Consider the following 15,984-nt stretch of genomic DNA (forward strand, 5'->3'; position numbering starts at 1 on the left):
CACCCGCTCCGCGTCCCACCCCCTCCCGCCCGTTCCCCGGCTGCCACACTCTCCCGGACCCGGACCCGGACCCGGACCCGGCAAGGCCCCTGGCCCCCCTGCACACGAGGGGCATCGCCTGCGTATGAGACTCCGCACCCCTGAATGACCGCCGAGTTCCCCGCGTGCGGGCCGAGCAGCCCCCGGGGGGAGGGCCGCCGACGGACAGGAGGGGGTGGGACGCGGAGGGGTGGGTGTCCGGACACTCAAGCGTGATTTGCGGCCCGGCGAAAAAGAGCTCAGCCTCGATGTTCCGGGGCCGGGCCGGAAATCATGCCGTCCGGACATCCATCCCGCAGCGGCACACCCCCGCACCCACCACCGGCCACGGAACCCCGCACACCCGGCTAGGACAACTCGTCCGCCCGCGTCTCGTCGATCACCGGGGGCGGCGGCTGCGGCGTCTTCGGCATCACCGCGGCCTCCGAGTGGCCCCCGCATCCGTACGACAGGGACACCACGTGCCCGTCCGCCGGGCTGTACTCGTTGGCGCACACCCCGAACGCCTGCCGCAGCGACCCCACGAGGGGCACGAGGAAGCCGCACGTCACGCAGTTCGCCGGAGCGGACTGTGCCATGGGCGTCGCGGCCCCGTACTCCTCCTCCCAGCGGTCCGCGGCGGTGCGCAGCCCGTAGCGGGACAGCACGCGCGGGCGTGCCATGCCCAGTTCCGCCGCGACCGAGGTGATCGTGCCGCGCTCCGGCGGCGGTGCGACCTCGGGCGCGTAGGTGCCGGTGTCCGCGTCCTCCGCCTCGTCGGTGTCCTCGGGCGCGGGCGGGGCGGTGACGGCGCCGTCGGCGAGACCCGCGGTCTCGTCGCCCGCGTAACCCGGTTCGAGGCGCAGGTCCTCCGCCTCGGTGGGCAGCAGGTCGCCCGGCCCGAGGTCGCCGGGGCGCAACCGCTCGCTCCAGGGGACCCATTCGGGCGCGAGGAGGGCGTCGGGACCGGGAAGGAGTACGGTTTCGTCCAGTGTGACCGTCTTCGCCCGCGATGCGCGGGTTACGGTCGCGGCCCAGCGCCAGCCGCGGTACGCGGACTCCCGGCACTCGAAGAGGTGGGTGACCACGCGGTCCCCGTCGGCGACGACTTCGACGTGTTCGCCGACCGTCCCGGGAGCGGCGGCTCGCTGGACGGCCTCCCTCGCGAGTTCGACGGCCTCGGCGCAGAGCCGGTCCGGGGCGGGGGCGCGGCGGGCACGGCCACTTCGCGTCGCGGCACTCATGCAGCACTCACAAGAATCGTCTCTCCTACGCCATAGCGCCGTTGTCGGCGTGCACTGCCGTAGCGCGGCCGTGGAAGGGACGGGCGGGATGTGGACGGAGCGGGACAGGGGAGCCGCTTCGACGTCCGCGCCCCGCTCGGGGCCGTGCGGAGCGCACCGCCGACCACGCTACCCCACCGGCCGGGCAGTGGTCGTCGAGGGATTGAGTGCCCGGCCCTTCCGGCGTGGACCGGCCGCATCCGGTGCGGCTTGTGGGGCAGACTGAAACTCGTGGCTGCCGAGCCCCGACGTCTGCGTCAAGCGCTGTTCGGAGCCGCGCGTGCCGTGCGACGGCCACCCGCGGCGGTTGCCCGTCGCCTCCGGCGCTTCACGCACGCGGAGGGGGCGGGCGAGTCCGGGCTCGGCAAGCTCATCGAGTTGCACGCCGTCAACTCGGCGGGCGACATGCTGATCACGGTCGCTCTGGCCTCCACCATTTTCTTCTCCGTCCCCACCGGCGAGGCGCGTGGCCGGGTCGCTCTCTATCTTCTGGTCACGATGGCTCCGTTCGCGCTTCTGGCGCCCGTGGTGGGGCCGTTGCTGGACCGGGTGCCGCACGGGCGGCGGGCGGCGATGGCGGCGTCGATGCTCGCCCGTGCGCTGCTGGCGCTGATGATGGCGGGGGCGGTGGGGACGGGTTCGCTGGAGCTGTATCCGGCGGCGCTGGCGGTGCTGGTGTCCTCGAAGGCGTACGGGGTGGTGCGTTCGGCTGTGGTCCCGCGGCTGCTGCCGCGGACGTTCTCGCTGGTGAAGGCGAATTCGCGGGTGACTCTTGCCGGGCTCCTGGCCACCGGTGCGGCAGCTCCGCTCGGTGCGGGGCTGCATCAACTCGGTCCGCCCTGGCCGCTGTACGGGGCTTTCGCCGTCTTCGTCCTCGGTACGTTCCTCTCCTTCACCCTTCCGCCCAAGGTCGACTCGGCGAAGGGCGAGCACAAGGCGCGGCTGGCGCCGGCCGTGGTCTCGCTCAGGAAGCGGACGCAGGGCGAGGCGGCGCGGGAGGACGACGGCGGTGCGCGGGAGCGGCGGCCGGGGCTGAGGACGGTGGGTGCTCCGGTTCGCAGCGCGCTGATCGCCAATTCGTCGTTGCGCGGACTCTCCGGTTTCCTCACCTTCTTCCTCGCCTTCTTCCTGCGTGACCAGCCGCTGAGCGGCCTGACGGGGGCTTTCTCGCTGGGGCTGGTCGCTGTCGCGGCGGGTGGGGGCAACGCGCTGGGTACGGCCATCGGCGCGTGGCTCAAGTCCCGCGGCCCGGAAGTGATCATCGCGTGTGTGCTGGGGTGTGCGCTGACCGCGGCCGTCGTCGCGTCCGCGTTGTTCGGGACGGTGACCGTGGCCGCGGTGGCGGCGACCGCCGGTATCGCGCAGGCGCTGGGCAAGCTGTCGCTGGACGCGCTGATCCAGCGGGACGTGCCGGAGGAGGTGCGTACGTCCGCGTTCGCGCGTTCGGAGACGCTGATGCAGATGTCCTGGGTGGTGGGCGGTGGTCTGGGCATCTCGCTGCCGCTGATCGCGCCGCTGGGGATGGGTGCGGGCGCGGTCGTGGTGGCGGTGGGGCTGGTGCTGTCGACGGGGAGTCTGGTGCGTGCCGCCCGGCAGGGGTCACCCCGCCCGCGTACCGTCTGAGCAGCGCTCTCAGCGGGGGGGGGTTCGCCGCCTGTGCGGCGGTCCGGCGGCACCACCCCCGCGCGGTCCGGTGGCCCCGGCCCGGTAGCCTGCCGCCATGAGCTACGCGATCTCCCGGCGGGGTCTTCGTTCTGCCGCTGCCGTCTGTGCCGCCTCTCTCGGGCTTGTCCTGCTCTCGGCGTGCCAGAAGCCGACCCCGCTGGTGACCGCGACCGTCAACAGCACGACCATGACGACCGAGGCGGCCTGCTACGACGAGGGCCGGGCTCTGCCGTCCGGTGAGGCGAAGAAGTGCCTGGGCGAGAAGGCCGGCAAGAGCATCGAGGTCGGGCCGGGCGACAAGCTCCGTGTCGGCGTCGAACCGGACACGGCGGAGAGCGGCTGGCTCCTGGTCGTCGACGGCCGGCCCGCGATGGCGGGCCCGGTGAAGAAGACGTACTACACCTTCAGCGGTGACTCGCTGCTTCAGCAGCAGGACGAGCAGGGCCGCACGACGATGAAGGACTCGGCTCGGGTGAGCGTCGCGCAGATCGACGACGGGGACTTCAAGGGCGTGTGGCACCTCGATGTCCGGAACTCCGGCTGACCGGCGGGCGGTCCCGGTGAGCGGGCTCACGGCGCCGTGAGGGTCCTGGTCGTCACAGCCGTCGCGGCGGAGCGGGACGCCGTGGCGTCCGGTGTGACGGGCGGTGCGCCGTCGGGGAGTTCACCGTCGGCGGTGGCGCTTCCCGGCGGGCTGACCCTGCACCGTGGCGACGCGGGTACCTCCGGCCGGCTCGTCGTCGACGTCCTCGCCGCCGGTGTCGGCCCCGCCGCGGCGGCGGCCGGCACGGCCACGGCGCTCACCGCCGCCGCGTGCGGCGGCGCACCCTACGGCCTCGCTGTCTCCGCCGGTATCGCCGGCGGGTTCGCGCAGCCTCCCGGCGGCGCCGTGACCGCCACCTCGATCGTCGCCGCCGACCTGGGCGCGGTCACGCCGAGGGGTTTCGCATCGGTGACGGAGCTGGGTTTCGGCGCCGCCGCGCACACCCCGCCCGAACAGCTCGTACGGGCGGTCGCCGGGGCCACCGGAGCGGCGGCCGGACCCGTGCTCACCGTCTCCACGGTGACCGGGACCGCGGAGCGTGCCGGGGAGTTGGCGGCGCGGCACCCGGGAGCGGTGGCCGAGGCCATGGAGGGCTTCGGCGTCGCCGAGGCGGCGGCCGCGCACGGGGTCGCGGTGCTGGAACTGCGTACGGTCTCCAACCCCGTGGGCGCGCGCGACCGGGACGCGTGGCGCATTCCCGCCGCGCTGAGCGCGCTGAGGGACTCCTTCGCCGCCGCCGGGCCGGTGCTGCGAGCATGGGGGCCATGAGCACAAGCGGCCACGACACGTCCCGGAACCCGGTGAGCATCGCTTTCTCGCCGTGCCCCAACGACACCTTCGTCTTCGACGCCTGGGCGCACGGCCGGGTGCCGGGCGCGCCCCCGGTGGAGGTCACCTTCGCCGACATCGACGTCACCAACGGCATGGCGGAACGCGGCGAGCTGGATGTGCTGAAGGTCTCCTACGGAATGCTGCCGTGGGTGCTCGACGAGTACGCGCTGCTGCCCTGCGGCGGTGCTCTCGGACGCGGCTGCGGCCCGCTGGTGCTCACCCGCGACGCGCTGAGCGCCGCGGACCTGCGCGGCAGGACCGTCGCGGTGCCGGGCGAACGCTCCACCGCGTATCTGCTCTTCCGGCTGTGGGCGGCACAGGAGGTGCCGGGCGGCGGCGTGGGCGAGGTGGTCGTGCTGCCGTTCCACGAGATCATGCCCGCGGTGCGGGACGGCAAGGTCGACGCCGGGCTGGTGATCCACGAGGCCCGCTTCACGTACCAGGAGTACGGGCTGCGGCGGCTGGCCGACATGGGCGAGCACTGGGAGTTCACCACGCGGCTGCCGATCCCGCTGGGCGCCATCATCGCCCGGCGCGCGCTCGGCGGGCCGATGCTGCGCGCGCTGGCGGCGGCGACACGCGAGTCGGTGCGGATGGCGTGGGAGGACCCGGAGGCGTCGCGTCCGTACGTGCTGGAGCACGCGCAGGAGATGGACCCGGCCGTCGCCGATCAGCACATCGGGCTCTACGTCAACGAGTTCACCGCGGATCTCGGCGAGGACGGCCTCGCCGCGGTACGCGGTCTGCTGACCCGTGCCGCGGCGGAGGGTCTGGTGCCCCCGCTGGCCGACGACGCGCTGGCCTTCCCCTGAGCGGCGGGGGCCGGCGGGCTCCCCGGCCGCCCCGTCAGACGTCGAGCTGGTCGGCGACGGCCCGCAGCATGCCGGCGATCTTGCGGCCGTGCTGCTTGTCGGGGTAGCGGCCGCGTTCCAGGGACTGGGAGACGCCGTCCAGGAGAGTGGTCAGGTCCTGGACGATCGAGGCCAGTTCGTCGGGCTTGCGCCGCTGCGCGGCGGCCACGGAGGGGGCCGCTTCCAGCACACTCACGGAGAGGGCCTGGTCACCGCGCTGTCCGGCGACGACGCCGAACTCGACCTTCTGGCCCGGTTTCAGCGCATCCACACCGCTGGGCAACACGGAGGAGTGCACGAACACATCGCCGCCGTCGTCGCGGGAGAGGAAGCCGAAGCCCTTCTCGCTGTTGAACCACTTGACCTTGCCGGTAGGCACGTCTGTCCTCGTCCTCGTACTGCCGGGCAGCCTCGGCTGCGTCCTGAAAAGCTGTGTGATCTCGTCCGAACATGGCTCCGGAGAGCACTTGAGCGGGCCTCTCGACCCGCTCCCCACCAAGGCTGATCCCCCGGTGCCCGATGGCAGGCTGCCGCCGAGCGGTCCTCCGTACAGCTGCCCACCGATCTACCCTGGCGGCGTGAACACTGAAACGTCCCGCGCCGGTGATCTTCTCGTACGAATCGGCGGCGTCTTCTTCCTCGTCGGCGCCGTCGCCACACTCGTCACCGTGGCTCCTCTCTTCCTCGGCACCGAGCCCTTCCCCGCACCCGCCTATTTCGTGTGCATGCTGATGGCCGTGGGCTTCGTGCTGGCCGCCGCGGGGGTGCTGCGCACGGCCGCCCGTCAGCGGCGCGAGGCGCGCTCCGCGCTGAACCCGTCCCGGTAGCCCCGGAACCAGGCGGGGAAGCCGGGCAGCCCTTCGGGGAGTACGACGTCGGCGCCGGCGGCGCGCAGCTCCGCCGCGTCACAGGGTCCGGTGGGGACGGCGACCGAGAGCGCCGCGGCCGCTCTGGCGCCCCGTACGTCGCCGGTGTGGTCGCCCACGTACACGCTCGCGCCGTACTCGCGCAGCGCCTCCGCCTTGGCCTCGGCCCACAGCCAGCCGGCCACGGCGTCCGGCTCGATGCCGAGGTGTTCCAGGTGCAGCTTCGCGTTCGGCTCGTGCTTGGCGGTGACGACGACGGCTCTGCCGCCCGCCGCCCGTACGGCTTCGATCGCCTCGCGGGCGCCCGGCATGGCGAGGGCGGGCTCGATCCCGTACGCCGGGTAGAGCTCGCGGTAGAGATCGCTCACCTCCTCGATCCGCTCGTCGGGGAACCAGTGCGCCAACTCCTGCTCCAGCGGCGGCCCGAGGCGGGTGACGGCCAGATCGGCGTCGATCCGGGTGCCGGTGCGCGCCGACAGCTCCACGTAGGCCGCCCTGATACCGGGACGCGAGTCGATCAGCGTCATGTCGAGGTCGAACCCGACGGTGGGCCCCCCGGCGCTCGGCGGGGGCGAATGGGCCGCGGGACGGCCGGTGGTGCCGTACGGGTGCGAAGGGTGCGAAGGGTGCGAGCCGTGCGATGCCATATCGAACATTCTGCCTTGCCCGTACGCCGCACATCGCGGCTGCTCATGGCTGTCCGGCCTGCGGTGTCCGTCGTGCGGACGGGACGCCTCCCGCGCACGGCGCCCCGTTCCGGAGGACCGGCGGCGCTCGTACCGGAGCCCGGGCCGGCCGGGAAGCGGCGTCCGGCGCGCGACGGCCCGCCGCGACGCCCCCGCGTGACCGCCGAACGCCCTCCCGGTCACAGCCGCGTGCGCTCGGCGGAGCGTGGATCGTCCACGGTGGTCCCGCTGTTGAGGATGCCCGCCATGGCACGGGCGCGCCACACCGCCGTGGACTCGTACAGCGGCTCGCCGGTGTCGACGGTGGAGAGCAGCACACCGGTCCGGTTGCGCGGCAGCCGTCCCGTCGTGACGCCGTCGGCACGGACGAAGAACGCGCCCCAGCAGCTTTCGCGGGCCGAGGAGTTGGGGCAGCTGATCCAGACATGGTTGGCCGCCGCCTGCGCGGTCATCGTCGCCGGCATGGTGATGCCGGGATATGTGCCGCCCGGGTTGAGGCGCAGCACGTCCTCGCCGATCTCGGCGCGGATCGCGGCGATCTTCTCCGGTGTCACGTGCCCGGCGTGCTAGGAGTGCAGGACGAGTTGGACGTCCTGCCGCCGGTAGTCCCTGTACAGCTCCGGATAGCGGTAGTCGTTGCAGATCAGGGCACCGCATCTGACTCCCTTGACGGTGAAGACAGTTGAGTGGTCACCGGGGGTGTAGTGCGCCAGATCGCCCGTCGTGCCGTCCGCGTCGCCGGAGCAGAAGCGCTTGTCGTAGCGGTCGGCGAGGCGGCCGTCCGCGTCGATGACGTAGAGGCTGTTGTGCGGCTTGTGGTCACCGGTGAGGCGGTGCGCCGAACCGAGCACCGTCCACAGCCGCAGTTCCCCGGCGAGTTCGGCGACGCGCCGGGCGCGGGCTTCGAGCAGTTCCCAGCGGAATCCCGCGTGGTCGGGGAAGTCCGTGCCCGCGTAGCCGGACAGACACGCCTCGGGGAAGTGGACGAGATCGGCGCCGCGCTCCCTCGCGTACCGCATCTGCCGCATGACGTGGCGGCTGTTGCGGTCGATGTCGGCGTCCACCGGGAACTGGCAGGTCGCCACCGTGAGCCTGGCCATCACTCAGGATCGCACCGGCCGCGCCCCGCGTCACCGGCTTTACGGCCGCGTGCCCGGGGCCGGTCAGGACGGCGGCACCGCCTCGCCCTCCCACTCCCCCTACCGCGCGCGGAGCCTCTTCCCCCGCGCGGACTCAGCCCCTCGGACGCCGGGCGCGCCAGACGAGGAACAGCGCACTGGCGACCGCCGCGATCCGCAGCAGCACCGGCCACGTCCCGGACAGCGCCTGGCTCAGCCCTTCACCGCCCTGCGCCACGCGCTCTCCCCAGCGGCCGTCCATCCGGCCCCACAGCCACACGAGCGTGCCGCCCGCGACCACACCGGGCATGCCCGCCGCGGCCCACTTCGCCTCCGTACGGCTCAGCCGCGGCGACCACCAGGCAGCGAGCCAGCCGACCCCGAGGGGAATCAGCGAGCCGGCCACGGCACCGGCCACCAGCAGCAGCGCGGCCGCCCACTCCACGACCCCGCCCGTACGCGGCCCCGAGGAGCCGCCCCGTGGGCGGAAGGGAATCCCGCCCGGCCACAGCACCCTCCGCCGCACGCCGCCGCCGGTCTCTGCTTCCTCGCCGACGGCCGCGCCGCCCCGCTCCCCGCCGGGACGCGGCGCGGGGACCTTCGTGGTGCCGACGCCGGCACCACCGGCACCGGCCTTGATCCCGCCCGCCTTGTCGGGGTCCTGCGGCGGCTTGAACAGCTCCGGCAGCTCGATGCCTCCGACGAAGCCGGGGACCGTCTCCCCGGCAGCGCGTCCGCCGCCGCCCCCGTCCCCGAACGGACTGGTGTCGACACGCCACCAGTCGGGGTCGGACTCCTCCGGGCCCAGCTCGTCCATGCCCGCGAGATGAGGGGCGGAGGCCCCCCGGGACGCGGTGGCGGGCGGCGGCGCCGGCGGTTCCGGCCGGGAGGAGCGCCCGGGAGCGGCGCGCTTCCACAGCGAGATCTTCTCCTCCTCGCCGAACCGGTCGTCACCGTACGGTTCTTCACCGGACCGGCCTTTGCCGAAGAGGTCCTTGCCGAAGAGGTCCTTGCCGGGTCGGTCCTTGCCGAAGAGGTCCTTCGCCGGCCCGCCGGCCCTGTCGGCGCCCGACCCCTCCCGCGGCCCCGGGACCTGCGTACCGGCCCCCGGCGCACGCCCCGAGGTGCCGCCCCCTCCGGCGGCACCCGCGACGACGTCCTCCGGCTTGCCCAGCCGGGAGAGGATCTTCCGCACGGCCGCCTTGCTCTGGGCGCCGCCCTGTTCGGCACGCAGCCGGTCGATCTCGGTGCGCAGCCCGCCCACCAGCCGCGCCCGTTCGGCCGCGGTCATCGACGTACCGTGAGCCAGGTCGCCGATCCGGCTCAGATAGTCGAATACGAGCTGCTCGCTCTCGATCCCCACCAAATCCCCAACGACTGCGTGACTTTGGCGCCTGCCCTGCCGCTTTCCAGGCTCGATGACGACGGTACCGTGCCCCGCCGCCGACGGGACGAGGGCGACCGCCCGGAACCGCCCCGCTAACGTGGTGTGGATGAGCACCGAGCAGACCGGCGGCAGCGCCGCCCCCCGTACGCTCGCCGACGACCTGCGCTCCCGGGACGACCGGGCCCTGGCGGAACTCCTGCGCACCCGCCCCGATCTGCTCTCCCCCGTGCCCAACGACCTCACGCAGCTCGCCACCCGCGCCGGAACGCGTGCCTCCGTCGTCCGGGCGGTCCAGCGGCTGGACCGCTTCGCGCTGCAGACCGCGGAAGCCATCGCTGTCGCCCCCGACCCGTGCCCCCGCGCGACTCTCGAAGGGCTGCTCGCGGGCGACCAGCCCTGGGGAGGCGGCGACCCGGCCCACCACGTCGCGGACGAGCTGCCCCGCGCCCTGTCCGCGCTGCGCGCGCAGGCCCTGCTGTGGGGCGACGACGAGCGGCTGCGCCTCGTACGCACCGCTCGCGAACTCCTGGCTCCCAGCCCGTCCTCGCCCTCCCCCACCGGGCTCGGCCCGACCCTCGCCGAGGCGACGGCCGGAATGTCGCCGGGACGCCTCCAGGAGATCCTCGCCACCACGGGACTCCCCGCCACGCACGACCCCGTCAGTGCTCTCGCCTCGCTGACCGCCCTGTTCACCGACCGCGTGCGCATGGCCGTCCTCCTCGGCCAGGCCCCGCCCGAATCGCTCCTCATGCTGGACAAGCTGCGCTGGGGCCCGCCCTACGGTTCCGTGCAGAGCGACGCCCCGTCGGCGCCGGTGACGTGGCTGCTCGACCGGGCCCTGCTGGTGCGCTCCTCGGCCCGTACCGTCGTCATGCCCCGTGAGGTCGCCCTCCACCTGCGCGAGGGCCGTGCGCACCGTGACGTCGAACCGCAGGCCCCACCCCTGACCGCTCTGCGCGACCACCCGGTGGAGACCGTCGACGCGACGGCCGCGGGCCAGGTCCTCGCCGCGCTGGGCACCCTAGAGGACCTGCTGACGGACTGGGAGTCCGATCCTCCCTCCGTGCTCCGCGCCGGCGGCCTGGGCGTGCGCGACCTCAAACGCACCGCCACGGTGCTCGACCGTCCGGAGCCGGAGGCGGCCTTCTGGATCGAACTCGCCTACGCGGCGGGCCTGCTGGCCCCCGACGGCGAACCCGAGGAACGCTACGCCCCCACGCCGGCCTACGACGAGTGGCTGCACCGCCCGGCGCACGAACGCTGGGCGCACATCGTCGTCCGCTGGCTCACCGGCACCCGCGTCGCCGGGCTCGTCGGCACCCGCGACGCGAAGGGACGCGGCATCACCGCGCTCGGTCAGGGCCTGGATCGGGGCCTCACCGCCGACGTGCGCCGCCGCACACTGGCGCTGCTCGCCTCGCTCGAACCCGGCACGGCACCCTCCCAGCAGTCCGTCCTCGCCCGGCTGCGCTGGGAACACCCGCTGCGGGGCGGCGGCACCGGCGTGCCCGCCGGAGCGGAGGCCGCCGCCGGAGCGGGCACGGACGACATGCGCACGCAGATGGCCGAATGGGCGCTGCACGAGGCCGAGTTGCTGGGCCTCACCGGACGCGGCGCCCTGGCCTCCTACGCACGGGTGCTGCCCTTCCCCGAGGCCGGCGCCCGTACCGCACCCGAGCTGGAGACACTGAAGGCCACCGCATCCCGCGCCGCCGGGGATCTCGCGCCGCTGCTGCCCGAGCCGCTGGACCACATCCTCCTCCAGGCCGACCTGACCGCCGTCGCGCCCGGACCGCTGGAGCGGCCGCTCGCCGCGGCGCTCGGCACCCTCGCCGACGTCGAGTCCAAGGGCGGCGCGACCGTCTACCGCTTCACACCCGACTCCGTACGCAGGGCCCTCGACGCGGGACGCGGCGCCGGCGACATCCACGCCTTCCTCGCCGCCCACTCCCGTACACCCGTGCCCCAGCCCCTCAGCTATCTCGTGGACGACGTCGCCCGCAGGCACGGCCGCCTCCGGGTCGGGGTGGCGTCCTCCTACGTCCGCTGCGACGACGACGCGCTCCTGACCGAGATCCTGGCCGACAAGCGGTCGGCTGCGCTGCGCCCCCGCCGCCTGGCTCCCACCGTGCTGGCCTCACCCCTCCCGCCGGACCAACTGCTCGCCAGGCTGCGGGAGATGGGGTACGCGCCCGCCGCGGAGTCCGCCGAGGGCGATGTGCTCGTCGCCCGTGCCGACGCCCACCGCGCGCCGCCGCGCACGGCCCCCGAACCGGTGCCGGACGGTCCCCCGGTGCCGGACGCGGCGCTGCTCACCGCTGCCGTACGGGCGATCCGCGCCGGCGACCACGCGGCGACAGCGGAGCACAAGCCGCGGCAGACTCCCGGACGTGCGTCGCGGCCGCCCTCCAAGGAGGGCGAACTGCCCCGCACTACCTCCGCGGAGACGATCGCCGCGATGCAGGCGGCGGTGCTCTCGGGAGACTCCCTGTGCATCGGCTACGTCAACGCGGACGGCGCGGCAGCCCGTCGCGTGATCGCACCGGTGCGCGTCGAGGGCGGCTTCGTGACGGTCTACGACCACACCGCGGACGAGGTCCGCACCTATCCGCTGCACCGCATCACGGGCGCCGCCGAACTCGCCGACAGCTGACCGGGGCGGCCCGGAACACGGCCCGCCGGGCTGCCCACCGGCCAACCCGCGGTCCTGTCCACCGGCCCCGCTGCCCGCCCGCACCCCGGGGGAGCGCCGGACGGAAGGACCCGGGGCCCGGCGCTCAGGCCGCCCGGGGCCGACTTGGGCCGACCGGGGGCCGACGCGGGCCGACGCGGGCCGACCGGGGCAGCGGCGCACCCCGCCGTGCTCAGCCCTGCCGGGCCGCGCCCGCCGGCCACACCACGTCGACAGCCAGTCCGGCACCGCGCGCCCCGGCGACGAGGCCGGCCGTCGTACCGGCCTTCTCCTCCGACCCCGGATCGCCGTCCCAGATCGCGACGAGCCGGTCCGCACGCTCCACCAGTACGGCGTTCGCCGCTTCGTACGCCTTCCGGCTCACCGTCTCGTACGGCAGCACCACCACCTCGTCGGCGGCCGCGGTGAGCCGGTCGTAGGTCTCCGCGTGCTCCGGCTTGACCGTCGCCGTCCGGTAGTCCCGGCTGGGAAGCACCGCGACGAGCCGGCCGCCCGCCGCGAGCACCGACTCCGCGAACAGCGAGTCGGCCCCGGCCGCCACGCACGACAGCCCCACGAGCCCGGAGGGCTCGAACATGCGCAGCAGCCGCTCCAGTTCCGCCCGTACCAGCGGCACCGTCTCCTCGGACAGCTCCATGTGCCCGGTTACCGCAACTTTCGTCGCCATCCCGGTCGCTCTCCTTCGTCAGTTCCTTCAACGCCCCTCGGACACGGTCACGCATCCCACACGGACCACTACACCTTGAATCAGGACGTATTACCGTATGGCCGCCTGAGCCTCCTCCGTGGCCACACGCACGGCAGGCGCCCGTGTGGCCGTGCGCACCCGCGATGGCGGAATCCCCCCGGAGGGCCGGCCACCGCTCCGCACGCCCCCGCGGCCGCCGCACACCCCCGCAGACGCCGCAGCACAGCGAAACGCACCCATGGGGCACACTGGACGATTGACCCGCATGCGGGTCCCGCACCCGCGAGACGGAGGAAGCACGCGTGAACGCCGGTCCCCTGATCGTTCAGAGCGACAAGACCCTGCTGCTGGAGGTCGACCACGAGCAGGCGGACGAGTGCCGCCGTGCCATCGCCCCCTTCGCCGAACTGGAGCGGGCACCGGAGCACATCCACACCTACCGGCTCACGCCGCTCGGACTGTGGAACGCGCGGGCCGCCGGACACGACGCCGAACAGGTGGTCGACGCGCTCGTCGCGCACGCCCGCTACCCCGTGCCGCACGCCCTCCTCGTCGACGTGGCCGAGACCATGGCCCGCTACGGGCGGCTACGGCTGCTCAAGCACCCCACCCACGGGCTGGTCCTGGAGAGCAGCGACCGCCCCGTGCTGGAGGAGGTGCTGCGCTCGAAGAAGGTGCAGCCGCTCGTCGGCGAACGCCTCGACGCCGACACCGTCGTCGTGCACCCCTCCGAGCGGGGCCAGATCAAGCAGGTGCTGCTGAAGCTGGGCTGGCCCGCCGAGGACCTGGCCGGCTATGTGGACGGCGAGGCGCACCCCGTCGCGCTGGAGGAGGACGACTGGGAGCTGCGCCCGTACCAGAAGCACGCCGTCGAGGGCTTCTGGCACGGCGGCTCGGGCGTCGTCGTGCTGCCCTGCGGCGCGGGCAAGACGCTGGTGGGCGCCGGAGCGATGGCACGGGCGCAGGCGACCACGCTGATCCTGGTCACCAACACCGTCGCCGCACGTCAGTGGAAGCACGAACTGGTGCGCCGCACCTCGCTCACCGAGGACGAGATCGGTGAGTACAGCGGTACGAGGAAGGAGATCCGCCCTGTCACCATCGCCACGTACCAGGTCGTGACGACCAGGCGGAAGGGCGTCTATCCGCATCTGGAACTGTTCGACTCCCGCGACTGGGGCCTGATCGTCTACGACGAGGTGCACCTGCTGCCCGCGCCCGTCTTCAAGTTCACCGCGGACCTCCAGGCGCGGCGCCGTCTCGGACTGACCGCGACGCTCGTGAGGGAGGACGGACGCGAGTCCGACGTCTTCTCCCTCATCGGACCCAAGCGGTTCGACGCTCCGTGGAAGGAGATCGAGGCGCAGGGCTACATCGCTCCCGCCGACTGCGTCGAGGTGCGCGTGAGCCTGACCGACGCGGAACGGCTGGCCTACGCGACGGCCGAGACCGAGGAGAAGTACCGCTTCTGCGCGACGACCGACAGCAAGCGGCGAGTGACCGAGGCACTGGTCAGGCGGCACGCCGGCGAGCAGACACTGGTGATCGGGCAGTACATCGACCAGCTCGACGAACTGGGCGAGCACATCGGTGCGCCCGTCATCAAGGGCGACACGACCAACCGTCAGCGCGAGAAGCTCTTCAACGCCTTCCGTACGGGCGAGTTGAGCACTCTTGTGGTCTCCAAGGTCGCCAACTTCTCCGTCGACCTGCCGGAGGCGACCGTGGCCATCCAGGTCTCCGGCACCTTCGGTTCCCGGCAGGAGGAGGCCCAGCGGCTCGGACGCGTCCTGCGGCCCAAGGCGGACGGGCACGAGGCGCGCTTCTACTCCGTGGTCGCCCGCGACACCATCGACCAGGACTTCGCCGCACACCGGCAGCGCTTCCTCGCCGAGCAGGGCTACGCCTACCGGATCGTGGACTCCCAGGATTTGCTGACCGGTGACGGCGGACCGGCGGCGGAGCCGGCGCGTCCCTCCGAGAACCCGGAGGACGCCGGGGAGAGCGGCAACCCCGCGAACCGCGGGAACGGCGGGGCGGGCCCCGAGGCCGAATAGCAGCGCACAGCCACAGCCGTCAGCAGTGCGAGAGCCAGCAGCGGGTACGGCGAGGTCAGCGGCTGCGCCCACCACGCCGCCCGGAGGTCCAGGTCGCCCTCCCTCGGCAGCCACCACAGGGTCCGCGCGGTGAAGAGCGCGTACACGGCCACGGCCGCCGGCACACGCCACGAGGCCAGCAGCACCACGAGCGGCACGCACCACACCCAGTGGTGCGACCAGCTGACCGGGGAGACGAGCAGCGCCGTGGACGCGGTGACCAGTACGCCCCAGCCGTCGAGCCCGTGCCGCACACACAGGCGACGCGCCAGCAGCAGTCCGGCCACGGCGACCACGGCGGCGGGCAGCAGCCACAGCACACCCGGCTCGGCGGTGTGCGCGAGGCGGGCGGTCATGCCCTGGAGCGACTGGTTGTCGACGATCCACGCCTTGCCGACCCGTCCCGTCTCGAAGATCCGCCGGGTGAAGAACTCCACGCTGGCCGCGGGCAGTACGAGCGCACCCACGGCGACGGTTCCCGCGAAGCCGGCGAGGGCGCAGAGCCCCGCCCGTACCCGCCCGGTCAGCAGCAGATGGAGGGCGAAGACCGCGGGGGTGAGCTTGATGCCCGCCGCGACACCGACCGCGAGCCCCTTGCCGCGCGCACCGTCCGGGCGTCCCATGTCCCACAGGACCAGGCATGCGAGCAGCAGGTTGATCTGCCCGAAGACGATCGTCTGGTAGACGGGTTCGAGCCACAGCCCCGCGGCGGCCGCGGCGAACAGCACCGGCAGCCGGCGTCCGCGCGGCAGGTCCGTGAAGCGCAGGGAGAGGTGGACGAGGAGCACGAGCAGCGCGCAGTTGGCCGCCAGGAAAGCGATCTTCAGGGTTGACAGCGGGACCCAGCCGGTCGGTACGAACAGCAGCGCCGCGAAGGGCGGATAGGTCGCAGGTAGCTTCCACTCGGTGACCGTCAGGCCGTACAGGTCGCCTCCGCCGGCGACGGCCCGGCCCTCGGCGCGGTAGACGAGCAGGTCGGCCATGGGGAAGCGGTGGACCGCGCACAGCACGGCCAGGGCGGCGACGGAGAGGCCGAGGACGGCGGCGGCCGCGTGACTCCGGGGGAGGAGCGGCAGCCGGGGGGCTCTGGTGGCACGGGAGTTGAGGTGCGCGGCCTGCCCTGTCACCTGTGCGGTCTCTCCTTCGCGGTCTTCTGCGGACGGCGGGCGGGGCACGTCGGTGCGGTCCGCCCGGCCGATTCCGTTCCGGCTGGTGACCCTAGCTGTGGCCGGGCGTCGCGAGCCGGTGAACCTTCCCGG

General features: G+C 73.5%; 14 protein-coding genes and 1 pseudogene. 7 read left to right on the forward strand and 8 right to left on the reverse strand.

The window, feature by feature from the left end; genetic code table 11:
- Nucleotides 1–386: 386 nt before the first annotated feature.
- Nucleotides 387–1,262, reverse strand: a complete 876-nt coding sequence (locus tag H343_RS28365) for a DUF3027 domain-containing protein (protein WP_051264453.1) — start codon at nt 1,260–1,262, stop codon at nt 387–389.
- 261 nt (nt 1,263–1,523) lie between these two features.
- On the opposite strand from H343_RS28365, the gene H343_RS0102000 reads away from it, so the two are divergent.
- From H343_RS0102000 to H343_RS0102015, 4 genes are all read left to right on the forward strand, one after another.
- The gene (locus H343_RS0102000; RefSeq protein ID WP_199778857.1) at nt 1,524–2,924 is read left to right on the forward strand and encodes an MFS transporter; all 1,401 of its coding nucleotides are present in this window, start codon (nt 1,524–1,526) and stop codon (nt 2,922–2,924) included.
- Nucleotides 2,925–3,021: 97 nt separating this feature from the next.
- Nucleotides 3,022–3,510 carry a hypothetical protein gene (locus tag H343_RS0102005; protein WP_028429772.1) on the forward strand — a complete coding sequence of 163 codons (489 nt, stop codon included), beginning with the start codon at nt 3,022–3,024 and terminating at the stop codon, nt 3,508–3,510.
- Nucleotides 3,511–3,546: 36 nt separating this feature from the next.
- Nucleotides 3,547–4,278 carry a futalosine hydrolase gene (locus tag H343_RS0102010; RefSeq protein ID WP_028429773.1) on the forward strand — a complete coding sequence of 244 codons (732 nt, stop codon included), beginning with the start codon at nt 3,547–3,549 and terminating at the stop codon, nt 4,276–4,278.
- On the forward strand, nt 4,275–5,153 hold the full coding sequence (locus tag H343_RS0102015; protein WP_037902115.1) for a 1,4-dihydroxy-6-naphtoate synthase: 879 nt from the start codon (nt 4,275–4,277) through the stop codon (nt 5,151–5,153). Before H343_RS0102010 ends, H343_RS0102015 begins: the two co-directional genes overlap by 4 nt.
- Before the next feature lie 34 nt (nt 5,154–5,187).
- On the opposite strand, the gene H343_RS0102020 is transcribed toward H343_RS0102015, so the two are convergent.
- Entirely contained in the window at nt 5,188–5,571 is a 384-nt protein-coding gene (locus H343_RS0102020) for a cold-shock protein (protein WP_028429775.1), read from the reverse strand.
- A gap of 199 nt (nt 5,572–5,770) precedes the next feature.
- On the opposite strand from H343_RS0102020, the gene H343_RS0102025 reads away from it, so the two are divergent.
- A complete protein-coding gene (locus tag H343_RS0102025; protein ID WP_028429776.1) occupies nt 5,771–6,019 on the forward strand; it encodes a hypothetical protein in 249 nt (82 codons plus the stop codon).
- Here H343_RS0102025 and H343_RS28370 read toward each other — a convergent pair.
- From H343_RS28370 to H343_RS0102040, 4 genes are all read right to left on the reverse strand, one after another.
- Entirely contained in the window at nt 5,977–6,705 is a 729-nt protein-coding gene (locus tag H343_RS28370) for a haloacid dehalogenase-like hydrolase (protein WP_078504958.1), read from the reverse strand. The two genes, H343_RS0102025 and H343_RS28370, sit on opposite strands and share 43 nt — an antisense overlap.
- Before the next feature lie 218 nt (nt 6,706–6,923).
- Complete coding sequence (locus H343_RS35450) at nt 6,924–7,298, reverse strand: hypothetical protein (protein WP_199778851.1); 375 nt, start codon at nt 7,296–7,298, stop codon at nt 6,924–6,926.
- 12 nt (nt 7,299–7,310) lie between these two features.
- Nucleotides 7,311–7,844: a carbon-nitrogen hydrolase family protein gene (locus H343_RS35455; protein WP_199778852.1), complete on the reverse strand. Its 534-nt coding sequence runs from the start codon at nt 7,842–7,844 to the stop codon at nt 7,311–7,313.
- A gap of 133 nt (nt 7,845–7,977) precedes the next feature.
- The gene (locus H343_RS0102040; RefSeq protein WP_028429777.1) at nt 7,978–9,225 is read right to left on the reverse strand and encodes a hypothetical protein; all 1,248 of its coding nucleotides are present in this window, start codon (nt 9,223–9,225) and stop codon (nt 7,978–7,980) included.
- Nucleotides 9,226–9,355: 130 nt separating this feature from the next.
- On the opposite strand from H343_RS0102040, the gene H343_RS0102045 reads away from it, so the two are divergent.
- On the forward strand, nt 9,356–11,902 hold the full coding sequence (locus H343_RS0102045; RefSeq protein WP_028429778.1) for a helicase-associated domain-containing protein: 2,547 nt from the start codon (nt 9,356–9,358) through the stop codon (nt 11,900–11,902).
- A gap of 211 nt (nt 11,903–12,113) precedes the next feature.
- Here H343_RS0102045 and H343_RS0102050 read toward each other — a convergent pair whose 3' ends face one another.
- A complete protein-coding gene (locus tag H343_RS0102050) occupies nt 12,114–12,608 on the reverse strand; it encodes a hypothetical protein (protein ID WP_028429779.1) in 495 nt (164 codons plus the stop codon).
- A 323-nt stretch (nt 12,609–12,931) separates the two neighbouring features.
- On the opposite strand from H343_RS0102050, the gene H343_RS28385 reads away from it, so the two are divergent.
- Complete coding sequence (locus tag H343_RS28385; protein ID WP_078504924.1) at nt 12,932–14,686, forward strand: DNA repair helicase XPB; 1,755 nt, start codon at nt 12,932–12,934, stop codon at nt 14,684–14,686.
- A 239-nt stretch (nt 14,687–14,925) separates the two neighbouring features.
- Here H343_RS28385 and H343_RS33805 read toward each other — a convergent pair.
- Nucleotides 14,926–15,708, reverse strand: a pseudogene (locus H343_RS33805) (glycosyltransferase 87 family protein); the annotation flags it as partial.
- Nucleotides 15,709–15,984 lie beyond the last annotated feature (276 nt).

Source organism: Streptomyces sp. TAA204, from assembly GCF_000424965.1.